Below are 17,339 nucleotides of genomic sequence, written 5' to 3' on the forward strand. Positions count from 1 at the left end.
CTCCAAGATTTCAAACGATGCAAGTTTCTATACAATCTGACATATCAATGGTTCAAATGCGGTAGCAAAGACTAGTTGATATAATGAGCCTTATTCGCATTCGCATGAAAAAAGATAGCTATCACTTACATTTTGGTGATAGCTACCTTTCATTACGATGTCACTTTTTTGGGAAAGATAAAGTACGATAGACAGATAATCGCATCAATTAATAACACTAAACCCCATACTCTCCATATACCATTTAAAGCTTCGGTTGCTTGTGAGCCTACAAAAGTAATAATTCCCCAAAATAGCAAACTTCCAATTGAAAAGGCAGTAACGTGTCTTGCCCACATTTTTAACTCGTGAATTGCTTTTGCCATGCCTGTTAATGTCTTTTTACTAGACGGTTTTTTTAAGAACCATGATTGGAACTTCTCATCTGCCCAAGCAATCATTGTTTTGCCATATGCAATGGATACCCCAATATAAATGACCGAAAGTCCGTGCGCGGTAGTGGCTGTAGCACCATTCCGTAAATCAATTACCGTCAAAGCTACTAATCCAAGGTCAATTAATGGCGTTAAGAGGAAAAATAGAATGCTTACTTTATTCCACTTCAACACATATCTTGAAAAGAGTCCTGCAATAATCACAATCCAAAAGGCAACTTCAGCAGCAATAATCCATTTTATCATGTAAAAACTCCTTTAGTTTTTTTAATACGTTTGTATTAAAATAATAGCACGTCATTTTAAATAATACAAGTGTATTATTTAAAAATTGAGTTATAATAGAGTCATGCCAAAAATAGTGAATCATGAAGAAAGAAAAGCGTTAATCGCAAAAGCAACGTGGAATGTTATAGCCAGAGATGGACTTGGTGGGGCGTCTGTTCGTTCAATTGCAAAGGAGGCGAATCTTTCACTTGGAGCTGTTCGACATTACTTCAATACACAAGAAGAGTTGCTTGAGTTTGCCATGCAACTAGTTGAAGAGCAAGCAACGGAAAGAATTATGGAACACGCGAAGCAGCAGTTACCACCAAAAGAAGTCACATTGAACATGTTAATGGAACTCATTCCACCAGAAGATCGAGTTGTTGAAATGCAAGTGTGGTTAGAGTATATCTCCTATAAATTAAGAAAAAAGGAGTTAAAGGAAGACTCAGTTCATCAAGGAATAAATTTAATTATGAACAAGTTGAATGATGCAGGTTTATTAAAAGTGGATATTAATCTAGAAGAGGAGATTATCCATCTGCATGCATTAATTGATGGGATAGCATTACATCTTTTAATGGGCTTTATAACCATTGGTAGAGATAGAATTCGTGCGTTAATTGAAAGGGAATTAGATCGGATATTTATATAATTTTATGTGAGGAAGGTATGAATGAAAATTTTTGCCCACCGTGGGTATTCCGGAAAATATCCTGAAAATACGATGGCAGCTTTTCAGGCAGCTGCAAAATTACCGATATTTGGTGTGGAATTGGATGTACATTTAACAAAGGATAACCAAATAGTTGTCATCCATGATGAAACCATTAATCGCACTTCCAATGGTAGTGGGTTTGTGAAAGATCTTACTTTAGAGGAACTACGAAGATACGATTTTGGTTCTTGGTTTGGTGAGGAATTTTCAGGCGAGAAAATCCCGACTTTATCTGAAGTGTTAGAGCTATTCTGTAAAACGAAGATCATGGTAAACATTGAATTAAAATCGGATATTTTTGTGTATGCAGGGTTAGAAGAAAAAGTATTACGAGAAGTAGAAGCATATGGTATGGAGGATCAAGTAATTATTTCATCATTTGATCATGAAGCGGTGAGACGTATCGCTCACATTGACCCTAATGTTGAGAACGCAGCTTTGTTTGCCAATATGATATTAAACGTAGTAAATTACCAAAAAGAAATTCCTGCAAAGGCACTCCATGTCGCTTTACCAACAGCAGTTCGCAAATCGGTTTTAGAAGCAATTCAACAGAATTCAATTGTTCGTGTATATACGGTAAATGAAATTGAACATGCAGAAATACTATTGAATATTGGTGTAGATGCTATTTTTACAGATGAACCTGAGAAAATGCTGAATTTTATGAAGCAGAGAAACCAAAGGAAAGAACTCTAAATAAGTACGATTTTTACGCATCAAAATTGTATTCATCCTATTATTAAAATAACGAGTATTCCTACGAATCCTAAAAAGCATTTAAAAATCCGGGCATGAAGATAAGCCCGGATTACCACTTTGCAATATGTTCTTCTATACACCCTAGCATTTGTTGAATAAAGAGGGTTTCCCCATTATCTAGTTTAACTTGACCGCTATAATAACCGACCATCTGATGTATTTCTGATTTGACCAGTTTTGCATTGGTTTCTGAAACTCGTTCAAAGAATGGGTGAAACGTTAATACCACTTGATCAGTGAATTTCGTAGTAACATACCAAGGTTTCATTAGATTAGATCGATCATATGAGAAAATCACATCTTCGTGGATTTTGGTCATGTGCCCATTTACGAATACCGCATTTTCTGTCATTCCTGTTCCATCTGTCCACTTTCCTCCAAAATTTAAACCAATCCGTTTATCACGATTTCGTTGGGAAGCCATGCCCCAGTTCCAAGTAACTTCTCTTGGCCAAACACCACGTCCGAAATCTAAAACTGTAAAACAGTCTTCAACGTTAAAATTAAATATTCGATTTCCAATTCTTACAAAACCACTTGTTGGCAATGTATGGTGCTTTGCAGTAAATTGGAAAGTTTGACGATTCCACGGAATAACAACATTTAACGTATCGTCATCTTTTGGATGCTGAATAATTAGCTCCGTTTGTAGTGTTTCGTTATCGAAGTTATTAGAAGATATGTTTAAGAATGTTTGATTTTGATAATGGGTGATGTCTAATTTAACTTCATTATTTGAAAAACGTAAAGGCTCTAATACTTTCGTAGGCATTTTTAATTTACTACCAATCCCAAGTGGAATCGTAACGGTTTTTTCATAAAATCTTTGTGATTCGTATTCTAAAAAATAGATGGAGCAAAGAGCAGCATAATCAAAATGACAGACAGTAACTGAAAATAAAATTTCCTCACCATATACACACCAGTAATTCCATTTTTTCTTTCTTAAGAAGTGTCCACTTAAATTACAATCAATAATTGGTTTTCGAGCATAACCAATTGCCTCAGGATTTAAGTTTCCCTTTTTGTCACATAGCATTGTAAAGTCCACAATTTCTTTTTCAGCGTGCTGTGTCAAAGCCAACATCCTCTCACTCTCATTCTATCTATTTTAAATTCCTCATCTATTTGAAAGTAAAATATGATAGTGCACTGACAAATATATCGTTTAATGGGTATTTGTAATAATTGTCTTATATTTAGATACCCGAATATTCATTAAATTCATTGTATCAAAAAATTAGTGCAATTGCTTATTTGTAATAAAGTTGACATGTTGATTAACAGATACTTCATAGGATAAATAAAGGAGGTCTAAACATTACAATCTATTATAATCGTGCCGCGGCTGTTCAGTATGCTCGTACGTGGTGGAATGGAAGAAATCCGAATTATCCTTCATTTTCAGATGATTGCACGAACTTTATTTCACAATGTTTGCGTGCAGGGGGAGCCCCAATGTCTGGATATCCCAATCGAGCTCGAGGCTGGTGGATTACAGATGGATGGAAAAGCGGTCGAAATGTAGGTGGATATTATTCCAATGAAACTTGGAGTTACAGCTGGACAGTATCGAATAGTTTGCGTTGGTATTTAGAGACTGCAAAGACGGGGCTTACTGCAAAACGTGTACAATCTGCTTCAGAGTTAGAAATAGGGGACGTTATTTTTTATGATTTTCAAGGAGACGGGCGCATTGATCATAGTACAATTGTAACGAGCATTGTAAATGGAGTTCCCTATATTCATGCTCATACTGTTAATAGTGCAGATCGGCATTACGACTATACTAATTCATATGCTTATACCCCAAATACGAAATACTACTTTTTTAAAATAGATGATGTGTTCAACTGAAATGATAAGCAATATTTAAAATCAAAAATATTTGTGTTAAGGTTAAATTGAATATAACCAATACAATGAGTCTAGATTTTTTATAAGGAGAGACACAACAATGCACGAACAATCGTTAACTGTAAGAGAAGCAATTATAGGAAGACGTTCTATTAAAAAATTTAATGGCCAACCAGTAGACCGAGATGATTTAATGCGTATTATTGATGATGCGGTATGGGCACCGAACCATCAAAACAGAGAACCTTGGAGATTAGTAGTAGCGTGTGGTAAAGAAATTTTCCAATTATATAAGGTATTACGTGATATAACAATCCCAAAATGGAAAGAGCTTAGTGATGAAGCGTTAGATAAACAAATGCAAAAATTTACGACAGTTGGGGCATTTGTTTTTGTTATTGTACCGGAAGATGTACGTCAAAAACAAAGACTAGAGGATTTTGCAGCAGCAAGTACATTTATTCAAAACATCCAACTTCTTGCATGGGATTATGGAATTGGTTCATGTTGGAAAACTCCGGATTATTTAGATTCTCCTGTTTTCCGTAATGCAATTGGTGCAAAACCTGGTGAGCGAATTATTTCTATGCTTCAATTAGGCTATTTTGACGAGCTTCCAAAAGCGGTAGAACGTAAGAAAGCGAAAGAAATTGTGACGATTTTTGGACAATTTAATGAAGAAGAAGAAAAAGAGATAGAGTAAATCACCCTAGAACATTATCTTTTATATAACATTATTGATTAGGACTATCTTTGTAATAACATAGATAGTCTAAAAAGTTACTCGCTAATTCTTTATCCTATACTTAATAATTTAGCAAACCTTTTCTAAAAGCTTAATTCAAGGAAATGAATTGAGAATCGGTATAAAATTAAACGCAAGGATGTTTTTATATCTTTGCGTTTTTTTATTTTCACAAAAGAGAAAGAAGGGATAAAACATTGTCAAAACACCTAATGGAGAAGTTGGGAAATTTAGTTGGGAATAAATATTCTCGATGGGTAACCCTAATAGTGTGGATTTTAATAGTTGGAATATTATCAATGTCATTCCCACAAATCAACAGTGTTGATAACTATAGTGGTAGTGATTTACCTGAAGATGTAATGAGTGAACAAGCAAATGCTTTTATAGAAGAACAATTTCCATCAGATTCAGGGTTACCTTTGCTGATTGTATGGTATAAAGAGGCCGGGTTAGGGATTGAGGACATACAAGGAATTCAGAAACTCTATAAAGAGTTAGCAAATAATCCATTAGAAGGGCAAACCACTCTTCCGCCATTTGGGGATCTCCCACCGGAAGCTCTATTTGCCAGCGTTTCTGAAAATGGCTCATCAATTGTAACGCCAGTATTCTTCGAAGAAACGTTAGATGCAGAAGTTGTAAAAGAAAACTTTGCAAAGATTAAAGAAATTACTGAAGAGGCAATTGGTGAAAATCCATATGATACGAATTTAGAAGATGATGTTTTACATGCACGCTTCTCAGGTCCAGCAGGGATTTCAGTAGATGCAACAGACCTGTTTATGCAAGCAGACGTTAAACTTTTAATTGCAACGGTTATTTTAATTTTAGTCTTATTAATTGTCATTTACCGTTCACCTATATTAGCTATCACACCAATCATTGTAGTTGGTATCGCTTATGGTGCAATTAGTCCATTATTAGGCTGGTTCGCTGAAAATGGATGGATTAATAAAGATGCACAAGCAGCATCGATTATGACCGTATTATTATTTGGTGCTGGAACGGACTATTGTTTATTTTTAATTACAAGATATCGAGATAAATTATTAGAAGTAGAGAATAAATATTTAGCGCTTAGCCTTGCAATGAAAGAGTCAGGTGGAGCGATTTTAATGAGTGCTTTAACTGTATTCATTGGATTAGCAACATTAGGCTTAGCAGACTTCGGAGCATTTGAACGTTTTGCTGTACCATTTAGTTTTGCTATCTTTATCATGGGAATTGCAGCTTTAACGGTTTTACCAGCAATTTTAGCTCTTATGGGTCGTGCAGCATTCTTCCCGTTTGTTCCTCGTACGGAAGAAATGGAACGTAAGAGAGCAGAAAAGAAAAATAAACCATTTAAAGAACCAAAACCAAAGCATCCAATCATGTCTAAAATCGGCACATTTGTAACGAATAAACCATGGTTAGTTATTATTGTGACGTTGGTGGTTCTTGGCGGATTAGCTCCAACATCAACGCAAATTAAATATAATTATGATTTATTATCTTCTTTCCCTGAGGATATGCCTTCGCGTGAAGGGTTTGATATTATTGCAGAAAACTTCACTCCAGGTGAATTGGCACCAGTGAAAATTCTTGTAGATACAAAGGGTGAAGAGATTAATTTAACTAGTCAAATAGAGTCGCTTTCATACATTGATTTAGTTAATGAACCTGTAACAAGTGAAAAAGACTCAAACATTCAGTATTATGAAGCTGATTTAAATGTTAACCCATATTCAAACGAAGCGATGGATTTAATTCCTACATTAAAAGAAGATATGAAAACAATGCTTACAGATGCTGGTGTTGAAAATGCTGACGAAAGTTACTGGATTGGTGGAGAAACAAGCTCACAAGTTGACAAAAAGACTGTACAAGAACGAGATGAATCGATTATTCAACCTGTAATGGTAGTTATTATTGCACTTTTATTACTGGTTTACTTACGTTCTATAGCAGCAACTATTTACTTAGTAGGAACTGTTTTAATCTCATTCTTTGCAGCATTAGGATTAGGATGGTTAGTATTAACGAACTTCTTTGGAGCAGAATCCATTGCAAGTGCACTTCCTTTGTATTCATTCGTGTTCTTAATAGCACTTGGGGAAGATTACAATATCTTTATGATCTCAGAAGTGTGGAATAATCGAAAAACACAAAGTATAAAAGAGGCAGTGAAAAATGGGGTAACACAAACTGGTTCTGTAATTACCTCTGCAGGGTTAATTTTAGCAGGTACATTTGCAGTATTAGCTACATTACCAATTCAATTGCTTGTTCAGTTTGGTGTTATTACTGCATTAGGTGTATTAATTGATACATTTATTGTTCGTCCATTACTTGTTCCAGCTATTACGGTTGTATTAGGTCGCTATGCATTCTGGCCAGGTAAGTTGTTTAAGAAAGAAGATTAATTTAGAAGAAAAGCTTATTCTCATGTAAAAGTGAGATAAGCTTTTTGGTTATTAACTGACTATTTTTTGTGCTTACATTAAATAGGGTGGTTATACTTAGTTATAGATTAACCGACAATGACGCTAACAATAAGAAAGTGGGAGAGTTTTAATGACGATCATTGAAAAGGCTATTAATTTTGCGGCAAAAGCTCATGATGGACAAATGAGAAAATCGACAAGTATTCCATACATTACACATCCATTTGCAGTAGGGATGCTTTTACAACAGCTGAACTGTTCAAATGATGTAATCGCTGCTGGAATTTTACATGACACCATTGAGGATACAGACGCTACCTATGAACAACTTGTGCAAGAGTTTGGTGAAAAGATTGCAAAACTTGTTCTAGCAGCATCTGAACATGATAAAAGTCTCCCATGGGAAGAGCGGAAACAACAAACAATTGATTCCTTAAAAAATGCTTCTTTAGAAGAAATTCAAATTATCATAGCAGATAAATTACATAATTTACGAACTATTCGTGAGGAGCTTGTAAGTCAAGGGGATGTTGTGTGGTCTAGATTTAATCGAGGAAAAGAACAACAACAATGGTATTACAGTAGTATTGTGAAAGCTGTTTTACCGCATAAAGGAAAGTATAAATTAATCCAGCAACTTGAAGAAGAAGTAATAGCTGTATTTGGAAAAGTTCAAGCATAAGAAACGCTGAAAAAAGTTAAAGCACTCATGGAATCACGAGTGCTTATTTTATATCGCTTATGTGCTTTATATTATTTTTGACTGAAAGCAATTTTTAACCCGATTAATGTAAATAGACTTCCTTGAATAATATTAATCTTTTTAGATAATGAAGTATTTTTTCGTAAATAGTTTCCAACTTGCCCTGCAAAAATACTGATGACTGTGAAAATCACCAAAGTTTGAATTAAAAATAAAACTCCGTAGATAAGCATTTGCAAGGATACACTTCCACTTTCATAGTTAATAAACTGTGGGAAGAAAGCCAAGAAAAATAAAGAAACTTTTGGGTTTAGTAGGTTCATTATAACCCCTTTTTTGTATAAAGATTTGTGGTCTAAAGTGTCATCACTGTTAATATTAAAACTTGAACTTTTTTCTTTAAAGGACTTATATGCTAAATATAACAAGTAAGCCGCTCCTGCATATTTTACGATAGTAAAAGCAAAAGCTGATTGATAAATGATGGCTGAAATTCCGATTGTTGCAGCTGTAATATGACCTAATAATCCTGTGCAAAGGCCTAATGTAGTATAAATACCAGCACTTTTTCCTTTAGCAATACTTTGTGCTAAAGTGAATAAATTATCTGGCCCCGGCATTATGGTAAGGACGATTGCCGCACCTAAAAAAGATAAAACGGTTAGAAAATCCACGATTATGCCTCCTTTTTTTATTTCAACTAACTTTATACCATTAATATTTTTAATAGTTGGATTAGCTTTATTTCAAACTCTCCAAAACAATTATAATTTCTATATTATCAAATATTAGTAGAACTATTTAAAATGATAAGCGTTTTTTATCAATACCTTACAAAATTCGATATATAAATAAAAAATATAGAAATATTTCCCGAGAAATGTTTAATTTTGCGATAAATATCGAAAAACATATTTCGAAAATTTAGTGCTCTGAACTCCTGTGATATGGTAGAATTTTCAAGATAACTGGGTAGAGGAGATGAATATGAAGGCTAAGGTATTCATAATGGTTCTGCTTATTGTTCTGTTTCTAGCGGGATGTGATTCAGAAGAGGAAGTGGATCGTAAAGTACAGGATTATATAAAAGAGACATATGGTTTTGAAGTGGACATTACTTATCGAGAATCCCTTAATGAAGGAAATATGGGAGACAGAATATACCAAGTACAACGCACGGATGATCCCAAAGTAGAATTTACAGTAGACCTTATGGGAATGTTGGATACAGAAATTGTGGGTGATAACTATATAATCCAGGAGAAAGCTTTTTTATTAGGTGAAAACTTCTTAAAGAAATATGGCAAGGAAGTACCAAAATTAAATATCTCTAATGTAGTATTTAGGAAAAGTAGTGGTCTCAATATTGAAGCAAACTATAATTCAACAATTTCCACCTTTAAAGAGGAAACAATACAACCATTAATGGAGTTTATTAACTTATTAAATCGTTATAAGGAATCCGAAAAAATTGAAGAGAACTTTGATGTGTTCTATGAAAATGGCGAATGTAGTGAAGGGTATCGGTTGTATTTAAAAGGCGATAATTTGGATAAAGACAAAATATTTGAATTGATTCAGCTTTTAAATAGTTATCCTTCTCTAACTTTCCAAGATATTGTAGTCTCAAATTTAGAAGATGATGAAAGAATACTATTTGATGATATTAAATTAATTAAAAGCATGACAGAAATCGAAAAGGTATATTCTGGTGAAAATGGATCGTTAGGGAGAGTAATGTCAAACAAAGGGGAATAATATGACAATATTGAACAGATTAGCCTCACAATTAGATAGAAGAGATGAAGAACCGAATATTGAATTAGCGCAAGAACTTGTAAGTGAAAACAATATCGTTGGAATCCATGAAATTATTCAAAATCTATCGAGCAAGGATAAAAAGATAAAACAAGATTGTATCAAAGTAGCTTATGAAATCGGCAAATTAAAACCCGAACTAATTAGTGAATATGCTCTAACCTTTATTACACTATTAAAAAGCTCGAACAATCGATTAGTTTGGGGCTCGATGCAAGTATTAGCAACAATTGCAAAAGAAGTGCCAGAGATTTTAATGGAACACCTTCATTCGATAAAACTGGCTATAAAAAATGGTTCCGTTATTACTGTTGATAAAGGCATTCTAACTCTTGCTAAGTTAGCTTCAGTAAATAATGAAAACAACGAAAAAATCTTTCCATTTTTAATGGAGCACTTAAAAACTTGCCGAACAAAGGAAATCCCACAACATGCTGAGAGTACGTTGATAGCGGTAACAGAACTCAACAAGGCAGAATTTCTTGCTATACTACAAGAACGAGAACCGTACTTAACAAAACCACAGCATAAAAGGGTAACGACAATAATAAATCAATTAACATCATAGGAGTTACAAAATGAATATTAGACAACAAATTAAACAATATAAACCATTTAACGCACAAGAAACAAAAGATCAAGAAATGCTATTAAGATATATGGATACATTTGATAATCTATTAACTCGTGAAAATGAATTTGCACACTTTACTGCATCAGCTTGGCTTGTTAATGAGGATTTTTCAAAAGTGTTAATGGTATATCATAATATTTATCAATCTTGGTCTTGGGTTGGTGGACATGCAGATGGGGATTCGGATTTACTTCATGTTGCATTGAAAGAAGCAAAAGAAGAAACAGGACTATCTAATATAAATCCTGTCATGGAAGACATCTACTCTATAGAGATTTTAGGTGTACCTGCTCATGAGAAAAAGGGAAAACACGTATCAACTCATGTTCATTTAAATGTTACTTACCTATTACAAGCAAGTGAAAATCAATCGATACAAATTAAAGCTGATGAAAATAGTGATATTGGCTGGTTTGGACTAAATGATGCTATTGAAGCAAGTACTGAACCAGAAATGAAAGTAGTTTATAAAAAATTAAATGACAAGTTGAAAGAAATTCAAATAGGATAATTTACTTTGAGGTATCTAAAAGGTACCTCTTTAATTTTTTCAGACTTAGGACCCCTTCATTTAAATGAAAATTAGTCTATCATATAAATTGATAGAATATTTACATATTTTTGGTGGGACAAAGGGGGATAATTCATGGGGAAACAATATAGAGCAACAACCATGTCAACAAAAGGGATGGTCACAACTCCACATTATTTAGCATCACAAGCGTCAATGTCTATTCTTCAAAGGGGAGGAAATGCGATTGAAGCTGCAATTGCAGCAGCATCAACAATTGGAGTAGTGTACCCTCATATGAATGGTATTGGGGGAGATAATTTCTGGTTAATTTATAATGCAAAAACAAAACAATTAAAAGCACTTAATTCAAGTGGACGATCGGGAGAGAAGGCGACAATCAAATTTTACAAAAATCAAGGGTTATCGATAATTCCATCAAGAGGAGCGTTGGCTGCAAACACGGTACCAGGTGCTATTGCTGGATGGGGGCAAGCATTTGAGTACGGAAAGAGTGAAATGGATGGCACCTTATCTTGGGGAAGTTTGTTAGAGTCTGCAATTACTTATGCAAAAGAGGGATTCCCTGTAACTCCAAGTCAAGCCTATTGGACAGATGTAAATCTCGATGAAAGGGATAAGGAATTTCGAGCACTCGGGAGATTTGAAGAATTTAAAAAAGTTTTCTTAAAAAATGGAAAGTCTTATCAAGCTGGAGAAATAATGAAACAAGAGGATCTTGCCCGCACACTGGAACTGGTTGCTCAAAATGGACCAGACTACTTTTACAATAGTGAATTAACAGAACGAATTGTTTCTGATTTACAAAAGTATGGTGGTATTCTCACTGTTGATGATTTTAAGCGACATACAAGCGATTGGGTTAATCCGATTTCAGTGAACTATCGACAATATAAAGCTTATAATATGCCTCCAAACACGCAAGGCATGGCGTCATTGTCCATATTAAATATATTAAATCATATTGAGCTGAGAGACATTGAAGAGGGTTCATCTACGTATTATCATGTACTCGTAGAAGCGATTAAACATGCTTTTAAGGACCGTGATCAGTATTTGTCAGATCCTGAATTTGTAAATATACCAGTTGATGATTTATTGAGTCCACAACATGGGCTGAAATTAGCGGAAAAAATTAGAAATAGTGAACGTGCTAATGAGTTACAACTCCTTGATGCAAAGGGAGATACAGTATGGTTTGGCATTGTAGATGAATACGGCAATGCTGTTTCAATGATTCAAAGTATTTATCATGAATTTGGTTCAGGTTTTATCCCAAAAGATACGGGAATTGTACTACAAAACAGGGGTAGCTATTTCTCACTAGATGAAAATCATGTAAATGCATTAGCTCCTTGTAAAAGAACATTCCATACATTAAACCCTGCGATGTTATTGAAAAATGATAAACCTACACTTGTTTATGGAACCATGGGTGGGGAAGGGCAACCACAAACACAAGCTGCATTAGTTACGAGAATTGTAGATTATGGAATGAATGTGCAAGAGGCAATTGAAGCTCCAAGGTGGCTTTATGGGCGTACTTGGGGAGCAGCATCAAATAGTTTGAAAGTAGAAAGCCGTATCCCTCAAGAAGTTTGCAATGAATTGAAGAAAATGGGGCATGAACTAGAAGTGCTAGAGGAGTTTACAGACATTATGGGGCATGCTGGTGCAATTTTCATTGATGAACAAACAAATGTGAAATATGGTGGAGCAGACCCAAGAGGAGATGGGATGGCAATTGGTTACTAAAAAAGAAACAATTCCGTTCTCGGAAAAAGACACAATTACAAAACAAAAAGATATTTTTATTGCGTTTTTCCGATCGGGAATTCTTGGATTTGGAGGGGGTCCCTCTACAATCCCTCTTGTTCAAAAAGAAGTAGTAGACACATTTAAAATGATGACCGATGAAGAATTTTCTGATGTGTTATCAATAGGAAATACCTTGCCGGGACCAATAGCTACAAAAATGGCAGGATATATTGGATATCGTGTTGGTGGTTGGTTAGGATTGGTGACAGCACTAGTAGCGACGGTGGTTCCGACTGTCCTTTTAATGATAATTCTATTAGTAACTTTAAAAGAGTTTAAGGATTTCGATTTTGTTAAAGGCATGACAAAAGGTGTAGTACCTATTGTAGCTGTTATGCTGGGTGTTTTAACATGGGATTTCTTAAAAAAATCAAAAAAGTCCCTCGGTTGGAAGGTTGGTACCCTTATTCTTGTATGTTCGTTTGTAGGAATATTTTTATTAAAACTACATCCAGGTGTAATCATCGGTTTATTATTATTATTTGCATTAGCCCTTCCGATTAAAAAGAAAGAGGAAGGTGAAGAAAAATGATTTATCTTCAAGTTTTTTTAGCTTTCTTTTATACGGGTATTCTTGGTTATGGAGGAGGACCTTCCTCCATTCCATTAATTGAGCACGAAGTTGTTGAAAAATATGGCTGGATGACAACAAGTGAGTTCAGTGAAGTACTTGCGCTTGGGAATGCACTTCCCGGACCAATTACAACAAAATTGGCGGGTTACATTGGGTATGAAGTAGCTGGTATACCAGGTGCGATTATTGGATTGTTTGCTCAAGTAGGGCCATCATTAATTGCCATGTTAATTTTATTAAATATTTTATATCGTTATCGAAATTCTCAGCGTGTAAAAAGATTATCTAGTTTCGTATTACCAGCAATTGCAATTCTTTTAGCGGATATGACTTTAGATTTTTTCAACACTTCATATAACGCAATAGGGTTAATTGCAACGATTCTATTAATTGTATGCTCATTTATTGCCCTAGAGAAGATGAAAATTCATCCTGCCTTTGTAATAATGGGAGGTCTTTTGATAGGTGGATTTTTCTTATAAAACGTTGCCTATTCATTCAAAAACGAGTGAATAGGTTTTTTTATATTATAAGAGAGACAATAATTACGGGTATAAAAGCTATAAGGATGTTCATTAATAAATGTATTGGATTTGCATTACTAATTAGTTAATCAAAATTAGTGGAAATACGAAAAAAATAACTTTTTTTGTTTCACTTTACATACCCTATATAGGTATGGTAAATTGTATTTCAGTGAGGTGGTTATACTGATGGAAGACCTATCGAAAGAAGTAGAGTGCCATACTGAAAGTGACACTTGCAGGAAAAGTCATCATCCAGAACGTGTAAAGAAGGATTTAACAACGCGTTTAAACCGTATCGAAGGTCAAATTCGAGGTATTAAAGGTATGATAGAGAGAGACGTTTACTGCGATGATGTCATTACTCAACTTTCTGCCACACAATCCGCTTTAAATAGTGTAGCTAAAATCCTTTTAGAAGGGCATGTTAAGGGATGTGTCGTAGATCGCCTTTCAAATGGTGATAATGAAGTAATTGATGAATTAATCGTCACGATTCAAAAGTTAATGAAGAAATAATTTTTTATATTCTATATACCCCAGTAGTGTATATAAAACTTATTTAAAGGAGAGAAAAAATATGCAAACTGTAACATTAAACGTTCAAGGTATGTCTTGTGGGCATTGTGTAAATGCTGTAGAAGGTAGTGTTGGTAAATTAGAAGGTGTAAACGAAGTAAAAGTAAATTTAAGTACTGCTCAAGTAGATGTTTCGTTTAATGAATCTCAAGTATCGATTGAGAAAATTAAAGAAACAATTGAAGAACAAGGTTATGACGTAAAATAAGAGTGCTCTTGTAGCACTCTCTCATTTTCATAAAATTATACCCTGTACAGGTATATAGGGGGAGGGGGAGAAAATGGGTACTGAAGCTAGTAATGTAAAAGAAACTAGTATTCAAATTACAGGGATGACCTGTGCAGCCTGTGCGACACGAATTGAAAAAGTATTAAATAAAATGGATGGTGTTGAAAAGGCTACTGTTAACTTAGCTCTCGAAAAATCAACTATTCAATACGATCCTTCAAAGCTAAGTGAAATTGACTTTGAAAAGAAAATCGAAGCAATAGGCTATGGTGTAGTTAAGCAAAAAGCTGAGTTTGAAATTACAGGAATGACTTGTGCAGCCTGTGCAACGCGGATAGAAAAAGTATTAAATAAAACGAATGGTGTTGCTAGTGCAAGCGTTAATTTAGCCCTTGAAAAAGCAACAATTGAATTTAATCCTTCTGAAATAACAATTGCTGATCTAATTGCAAGAGTAGAAAAACTTGGTTACGGTGCACACCAAAAGCAAGAAAATAAAGAACAAGTAGATTACCGTGAAAAGCACATTAAAGAACAACAACGTAAGTTCATTATTTCAGCTATTTTATCATTGCCGTTACTTTGGACTATGGTAGGTCACTTTGCTTTTACATCGTTTCTATATGTACCAGATTTCCTAATGAATCCATGGATACAACTGTTTTTAGCAACACCAGTGCAATTTATTATTGGGAAACAATTTTATGTAGGAGCATATAAAGCACTTCGTAATGGCAGTGCGAACATGGATGTACTGGTCGTGATGGGTACATCCGCAGCGTATTTTTATAGTGTTTATCAAACAATCATCACTGTAGGAACACATCATGCACCACATCTTTATTTTGAAACAAGTGCGGTTTTAATTACGCTTATTCTTTTAGGGAAATTATTCGAAGCAAAAGCAAAGGGACGTTCATCTGAAGCAATTAAAAAATTAATGGGTCTTCAAGCGAAAACTGCCATTGTTGTTCGAGCTGGTGTGGAAAAAGAAGTTCCACTAGAAGAAGTAGTAATTGGTGACATGATTCTAGTAAAACCAGGTGAAAAAATTCCAGTTGATGGAGAAGTAATAGAAGGAATAACTGCCGTTAATGAATCGATGTTAACGGGTGAAAGTCTACCTGTAGATAAAGAAATTGGCGACACTTTATATGGGTCTACAATTAACAAAAACGGTTTTATTAAAATGAAAGCGACAAAGGTTGGTCGTGACACAGCGCTAGCTCAAATAATAAAAGTTGTAGAAGATGCACAAGGATCAAAGGCACCAATTCAACGAATGGCAGACCAAATTTCAGGTATTTTTGTACCTATCGTAGTAGGGATTGCTATTCTAACTTTCTTAGTTTGGATTATTTGGGTTAACCCTGGTGAATTCACTTCAGCTCTTGAAGTATTAATCGCTGTATTAGTTATTGCTTGCCCATGTGCTCTTGGTTTAGCGACACCTACTTCTATTATGGCAGGATCTGGCCGGGCTGCAGAATTTGGTATTCTGTTTAAAGGCGGCGAACATTTAGAACAAACACAAAATATTGATACAGTAGTAGTAGATAAAACAGGTACCGTGACACATGGTAAACCGGTATTAACGGATGTCTATGTAGCAAATGGTCAAAATGAAGAAAATTTCTTATCTTTAATTGGTGCAGCGGAGAAACAATCTGAACATCCATTAGCTCAAGCTATCGTTCAAGGTATTCAAGAAAAAGGGATAGAACTGGGAAGTATTCAATATTTCGAAGCGATTCCTGGTTTCGGTGTGCAATCAACAATTTCAGGTCAGGGTGTAGTCATTGGAACAAGGAAATTAATGGCTCAATATGGAATTGATATACAACATGTTCTTTCACTGATGGAGAAATTAGAACGTGATGGAAAAACGGCAATGCTAGCAGGAATTAATGGACAATATGCAGGTTTAGTAGCAGTGGCAGATACGATAAAAGATACTTCCCGAGAAGCGGTACAAAGACTGCAAAAAATGGGTATTAAAGTCATCATGATGACAGGTGATAATGAACGTGCAGCTCAAGCAATTGGTAAAGAGGTAGGAGTAGATGCAGTTATAGCGGAAGTGCTTCCAGAGGGTAAAGCCGAAGAAGTAAAGAAACTACAACAACAGGGCAAAAAGGTAGCAATGGTCGGTGACGGAATTAATGATGCGCCTGCATTAGCTACAGCAGATATCGGTATGGCAATCGGTACAGGTACAGATGTTGCAATGGAAGCTGCTGATATTACATTAATTAGAGGCGACTTAAATAGTATTGCAGATGCGATTTTAATGAGTCGGAAAACGATGCGTAATATTAAACAGAACTTATTCTGGGCTTTTGCATACAATACACTTGGTATCCCAATTGCTGCAATTGGTTTACTTGCCCCTTGGGTTGCTGGTGCCGCCATGGCGTTTAGTTCCGTATCTGTTGTATTAAATGCATTGCGCCTACAAAGAGTGACATTAGAAAAGTAACATAGTATACAGGGCTGGCTTAATTTCAAAACGAAACTAAGCCAGTTTTTTAGAAATAAAAGTTAATGCACTAGATGTATCCTATAAAAAACTATACATTTAAAGTCTACCTTAGTATAAACACCAATTTGTCACATGAATTTGCGACAAACGGTGTTTTTTTATTTCGCCTAAAGAAATCTCGAGTTTTCAATGTGTTAAAGGGCTTCTGCATGAGCGAGAAAATTCCATACAATT

Annotated in this window: 18 protein-coding genes; 15 read left to right on the forward strand and 3 right to left on the reverse strand. The window is 34.9% G+C overall.

What is annotated here, in order from left to right; all coding sequences use genetic code 11:
* Positions 1-152: 152 nt before the first annotated feature.
* Positions 153-680: a hypothetical protein gene (locus D8M03_RS04360; protein ID WP_121213494.1), complete on the reverse strand. Its 528-nt coding sequence runs from the start codon at positions 678-680 to the stop codon at positions 153-155.
* A gap of 103 nt (positions 681-783) precedes the next feature.
* On the opposite strand from D8M03_RS04360, the gene D8M03_RS04365 reads away from it, so the two are divergent.
* Both D8M03_RS04365 and D8M03_RS04370 read left to right on the forward strand, forming a co-directional pair.
* On the forward strand, positions 784-1,356 hold the full coding sequence (locus D8M03_RS04365) for a TetR/AcrR family transcriptional regulator (protein WP_121213496.1): 573 nt from the start codon (positions 784-786) through the stop codon (positions 1,354-1,356).
* A 21-nt stretch (positions 1,357-1,377) separates the two neighbouring features.
* Positions 1,378-2,118 carry a glycerophosphodiester phosphodiesterase gene (locus D8M03_RS04370; protein WP_121213498.1) on the forward strand — a complete coding sequence of 247 codons (741 nt, stop codon included), beginning with the start codon at positions 1,378-1,380 and terminating at the stop codon, positions 2,116-2,118.
* Positions 2,119-2,230: 112 nt separating this feature from the next.
* Here the strand turns inward: D8M03_RS04370 and D8M03_RS04375 are convergent, their stop codons facing one another.
* The gene (locus tag D8M03_RS04375) at positions 2,231-3,259 is read right to left on the reverse strand and encodes a DUF2804 domain-containing protein (protein ID WP_121213500.1); all 1,029 of its coding nucleotides are present in this window, start codon (positions 3,257-3,259) and stop codon (positions 2,231-2,233) included.
* 242 nt (positions 3,260-3,501) lie between these two features.
* On the opposite strand from D8M03_RS04375, the gene D8M03_RS04380 reads away from it, so the two are divergent.
* The 4 genes from D8M03_RS04380 (at position 3,502) to D8M03_RS04395 (ending at position 7,894) form a co-directional block, all read left to right on the forward strand.
* Positions 3,502-4,038 (forward strand): amidase domain-containing protein, encoded by a 537-nt coding sequence (locus D8M03_RS04380; RefSeq protein ID WP_121213502.1) that lies wholly within the window; start codon positions 3,502-3,504, stop codon positions 4,036-4,038.
* Positions 4,039-4,138: 100 nt separating this feature from the next.
* Complete coding sequence (locus D8M03_RS04385) at positions 4,139-4,741, forward strand: nitroreductase family protein (RefSeq protein ID WP_121213503.1); 603 nt, start codon at positions 4,139-4,141, stop codon at positions 4,739-4,741.
* Between the two features lie 239 nt (positions 4,742-4,980).
* Complete coding sequence (locus D8M03_RS04390; protein WP_121213505.1) at positions 4,981-7,191, forward strand: MMPL family transporter; 2,211 nt, start codon at positions 4,981-4,983, stop codon at positions 7,189-7,191.
* Positions 7,192-7,342: 151 nt separating this feature from the next.
* Entirely contained in the window at positions 7,343-7,894 is a 552-nt protein-coding gene (locus D8M03_RS04395; protein ID WP_121213506.1) for an HD domain-containing protein, read from the forward strand.
* A 71-nt stretch (positions 7,895-7,965) separates the two neighbouring features.
* Here D8M03_RS04395 and D8M03_RS04400 read toward each other — a convergent pair whose 3' ends face one another.
* Positions 7,966-8,589: a LysE family translocator gene (locus D8M03_RS04400; protein ID WP_121213509.1), complete on the reverse strand. Its 624-nt coding sequence runs from the start codon at positions 8,587-8,589 to the stop codon at positions 7,966-7,968.
* Between the two features lie 313 nt (positions 8,590-8,902).
* On the opposite strand from D8M03_RS04400, the gene D8M03_RS04405 reads away from it, so the two are divergent.
* From D8M03_RS04405 to D8M03_RS04445, 9 genes are all read left to right on the forward strand, one after another.
* Complete coding sequence (locus tag D8M03_RS04405) at positions 8,903-9,673, forward strand: hypothetical protein (protein WP_121213510.1); 771 nt, start codon at positions 8,903-8,905, stop codon at positions 9,671-9,673.
* Between the two features lies 1 nt (position 9,674).
* Positions 9,675-10,301, forward strand: a complete 627-nt coding sequence (locus D8M03_RS04410; RefSeq protein WP_121213512.1) for a hypothetical protein — start codon at positions 9,675-9,677, stop codon at positions 10,299-10,301.
* 10 nt (positions 10,302-10,311) lie between these two features.
* Positions 10,312-10,878: an NUDIX hydrolase gene (locus D8M03_RS04415; protein WP_121213514.1), complete on the forward strand. Its 567-nt coding sequence runs from the start codon at positions 10,312-10,314 to the stop codon at positions 10,876-10,878.
* 135 nt (positions 10,879-11,013) lie between these two features.
* Positions 11,014-12,654, forward strand: a complete 1,641-nt coding sequence (ggt, locus tag D8M03_RS04420) for a gamma-glutamyltransferase (RefSeq protein ID WP_121213515.1) — start codon at positions 11,014-11,016, stop codon at positions 12,652-12,654.
* Positions 12,644-13,249, forward strand: coding sequence for a chromate transporter (locus D8M03_RS04425; protein WP_414674145.1), 606 nt, complete (start codon positions 12,644-12,646; stop codon positions 13,247-13,249). Before ggt ends, D8M03_RS04425 begins: the two co-directional genes overlap by 11 nt.
* Positions 13,246-13,773, forward strand: a complete 528-nt coding sequence (locus D8M03_RS04430; protein WP_121213518.1) for a chromate transporter — start codon at positions 13,246-13,248, stop codon at positions 13,771-13,773. The genes D8M03_RS04425 and D8M03_RS04430 overlap by 4 nt, the downstream gene beginning before the upstream one ends.
* Before the next feature lie 231 nt (positions 13,774-14,004).
* The gene (locus tag D8M03_RS04435) at positions 14,005-14,334 is read left to right on the forward strand and encodes a metal-sensitive transcriptional regulator (RefSeq protein ID WP_121213520.1); all 330 of its coding nucleotides are present in this window, start codon (positions 14,005-14,007) and stop codon (positions 14,332-14,334) included.
* Between the two features lie 61 nt (positions 14,335-14,395).
* Complete coding sequence (gene copZ / locus D8M03_RS04440) at positions 14,396-14,602, forward strand: copper chaperone CopZ (protein ID WP_121213522.1); 207 nt, start codon at positions 14,396-14,398, stop codon at positions 14,600-14,602.
* Positions 14,603-14,675: 73 nt separating this feature from the next.
* Positions 14,676-17,102 (forward strand): heavy metal translocating P-type ATPase, encoded by a 2,427-nt coding sequence (locus D8M03_RS04445; RefSeq protein WP_121213524.1) that lies wholly within the window; start codon positions 14,676-14,678, stop codon positions 17,100-17,102.
* The last annotated feature ends 237 nt before the right edge of the window (positions 17,103-17,339 follow it).

The sequence above is a fragment of the Ureibacillus endophyticus genome, from assembly GCF_003628435.1.
Classification (GTDB): Bacteria; Bacillota; Bacilli; order Bacillales_A; family Planococcaceae; genus Ureibacillus; species Ureibacillus endophyticus.

Excerpts from the sequence above, each read along its gene's own strand:
- D8M03_RS04385 (WP_121213503.1), top strand. The coding sequence starts at position 4,139 with ATGCACGAACAATCGTTAACTGTAAGAGAAGCAATTATAGGAAGACGT.
- D8M03_RS04430 (WP_121213518.1), top strand. The coding sequence starts at position 13,246 with ATGATTTATCTTCAAGTTTTTTTAGCTTTCTTTTATACGGGTATTCTT.
- D8M03_RS04405 (WP_121213510.1), top strand. The coding sequence starts at position 8,903 with ATGAAGGCTAAGGTATTCATAATGGTTCTGCTTATTGTTCTGTTTCTA.
- D8M03_RS04435 (WP_121213520.1), top strand. The coding sequence starts at position 14,005 with ATGGAAGACCTATCGAAAGAAGTAGAGTGCCATACTGAAAGTGACACT.
- ggt (WP_121213515.1), top strand. The coding sequence starts at position 11,014 with ATGGGGAAACAATATAGAGCAACAACCATGTCAACAAAAGGGATGGTC.
- D8M03_RS04395 (WP_121213506.1), top strand. The coding sequence starts at position 7,343 with ATGACGATCATTGAAAAGGCTATTAATTTTGCGGCAAAAGCTCATGAT.
- D8M03_RS04360 (WP_121213494.1), bottom strand. The coding sequence starts at position 680 with ATGATAAAATGGATTATTGCTGCTGAAGTTGCCTTTTGGATTGTGATT.
- copZ (WP_121213522.1), top strand. The coding sequence starts at position 14,396 with ATGCAAACTGTAACATTAAACGTTCAAGGTATGTCTTGTGGGCATTGT.
- D8M03_RS04445 (WP_121213524.1), top strand. The coding sequence starts at position 14,676 with ATGGGTACTGAAGCTAGTAATGTAAAAGAAACTAGTATTCAAATTACA.
- D8M03_RS04370 (WP_121213498.1), top strand. The coding sequence starts at position 1,378 with ATGAAAATTTTTGCCCACCGTGGGTATTCCGGAAAATATCCTGAAAAT.
- D8M03_RS04415 (WP_121213514.1), top strand. The coding sequence starts at position 10,312 with ATGAATATTAGACAACAAATTAAACAATATAAACCATTTAACGCACAA.
- D8M03_RS04410 (WP_121213512.1), top strand. The coding sequence starts at position 9,675 with ATGACAATATTGAACAGATTAGCCTCACAATTAGATAGAAGAGATGAA.
- D8M03_RS04365 (WP_121213496.1), top strand. The coding sequence starts at position 784 with ATGCCAAAAATAGTGAATCATGAAGAAAGAAAAGCGTTAATCGCAAAA.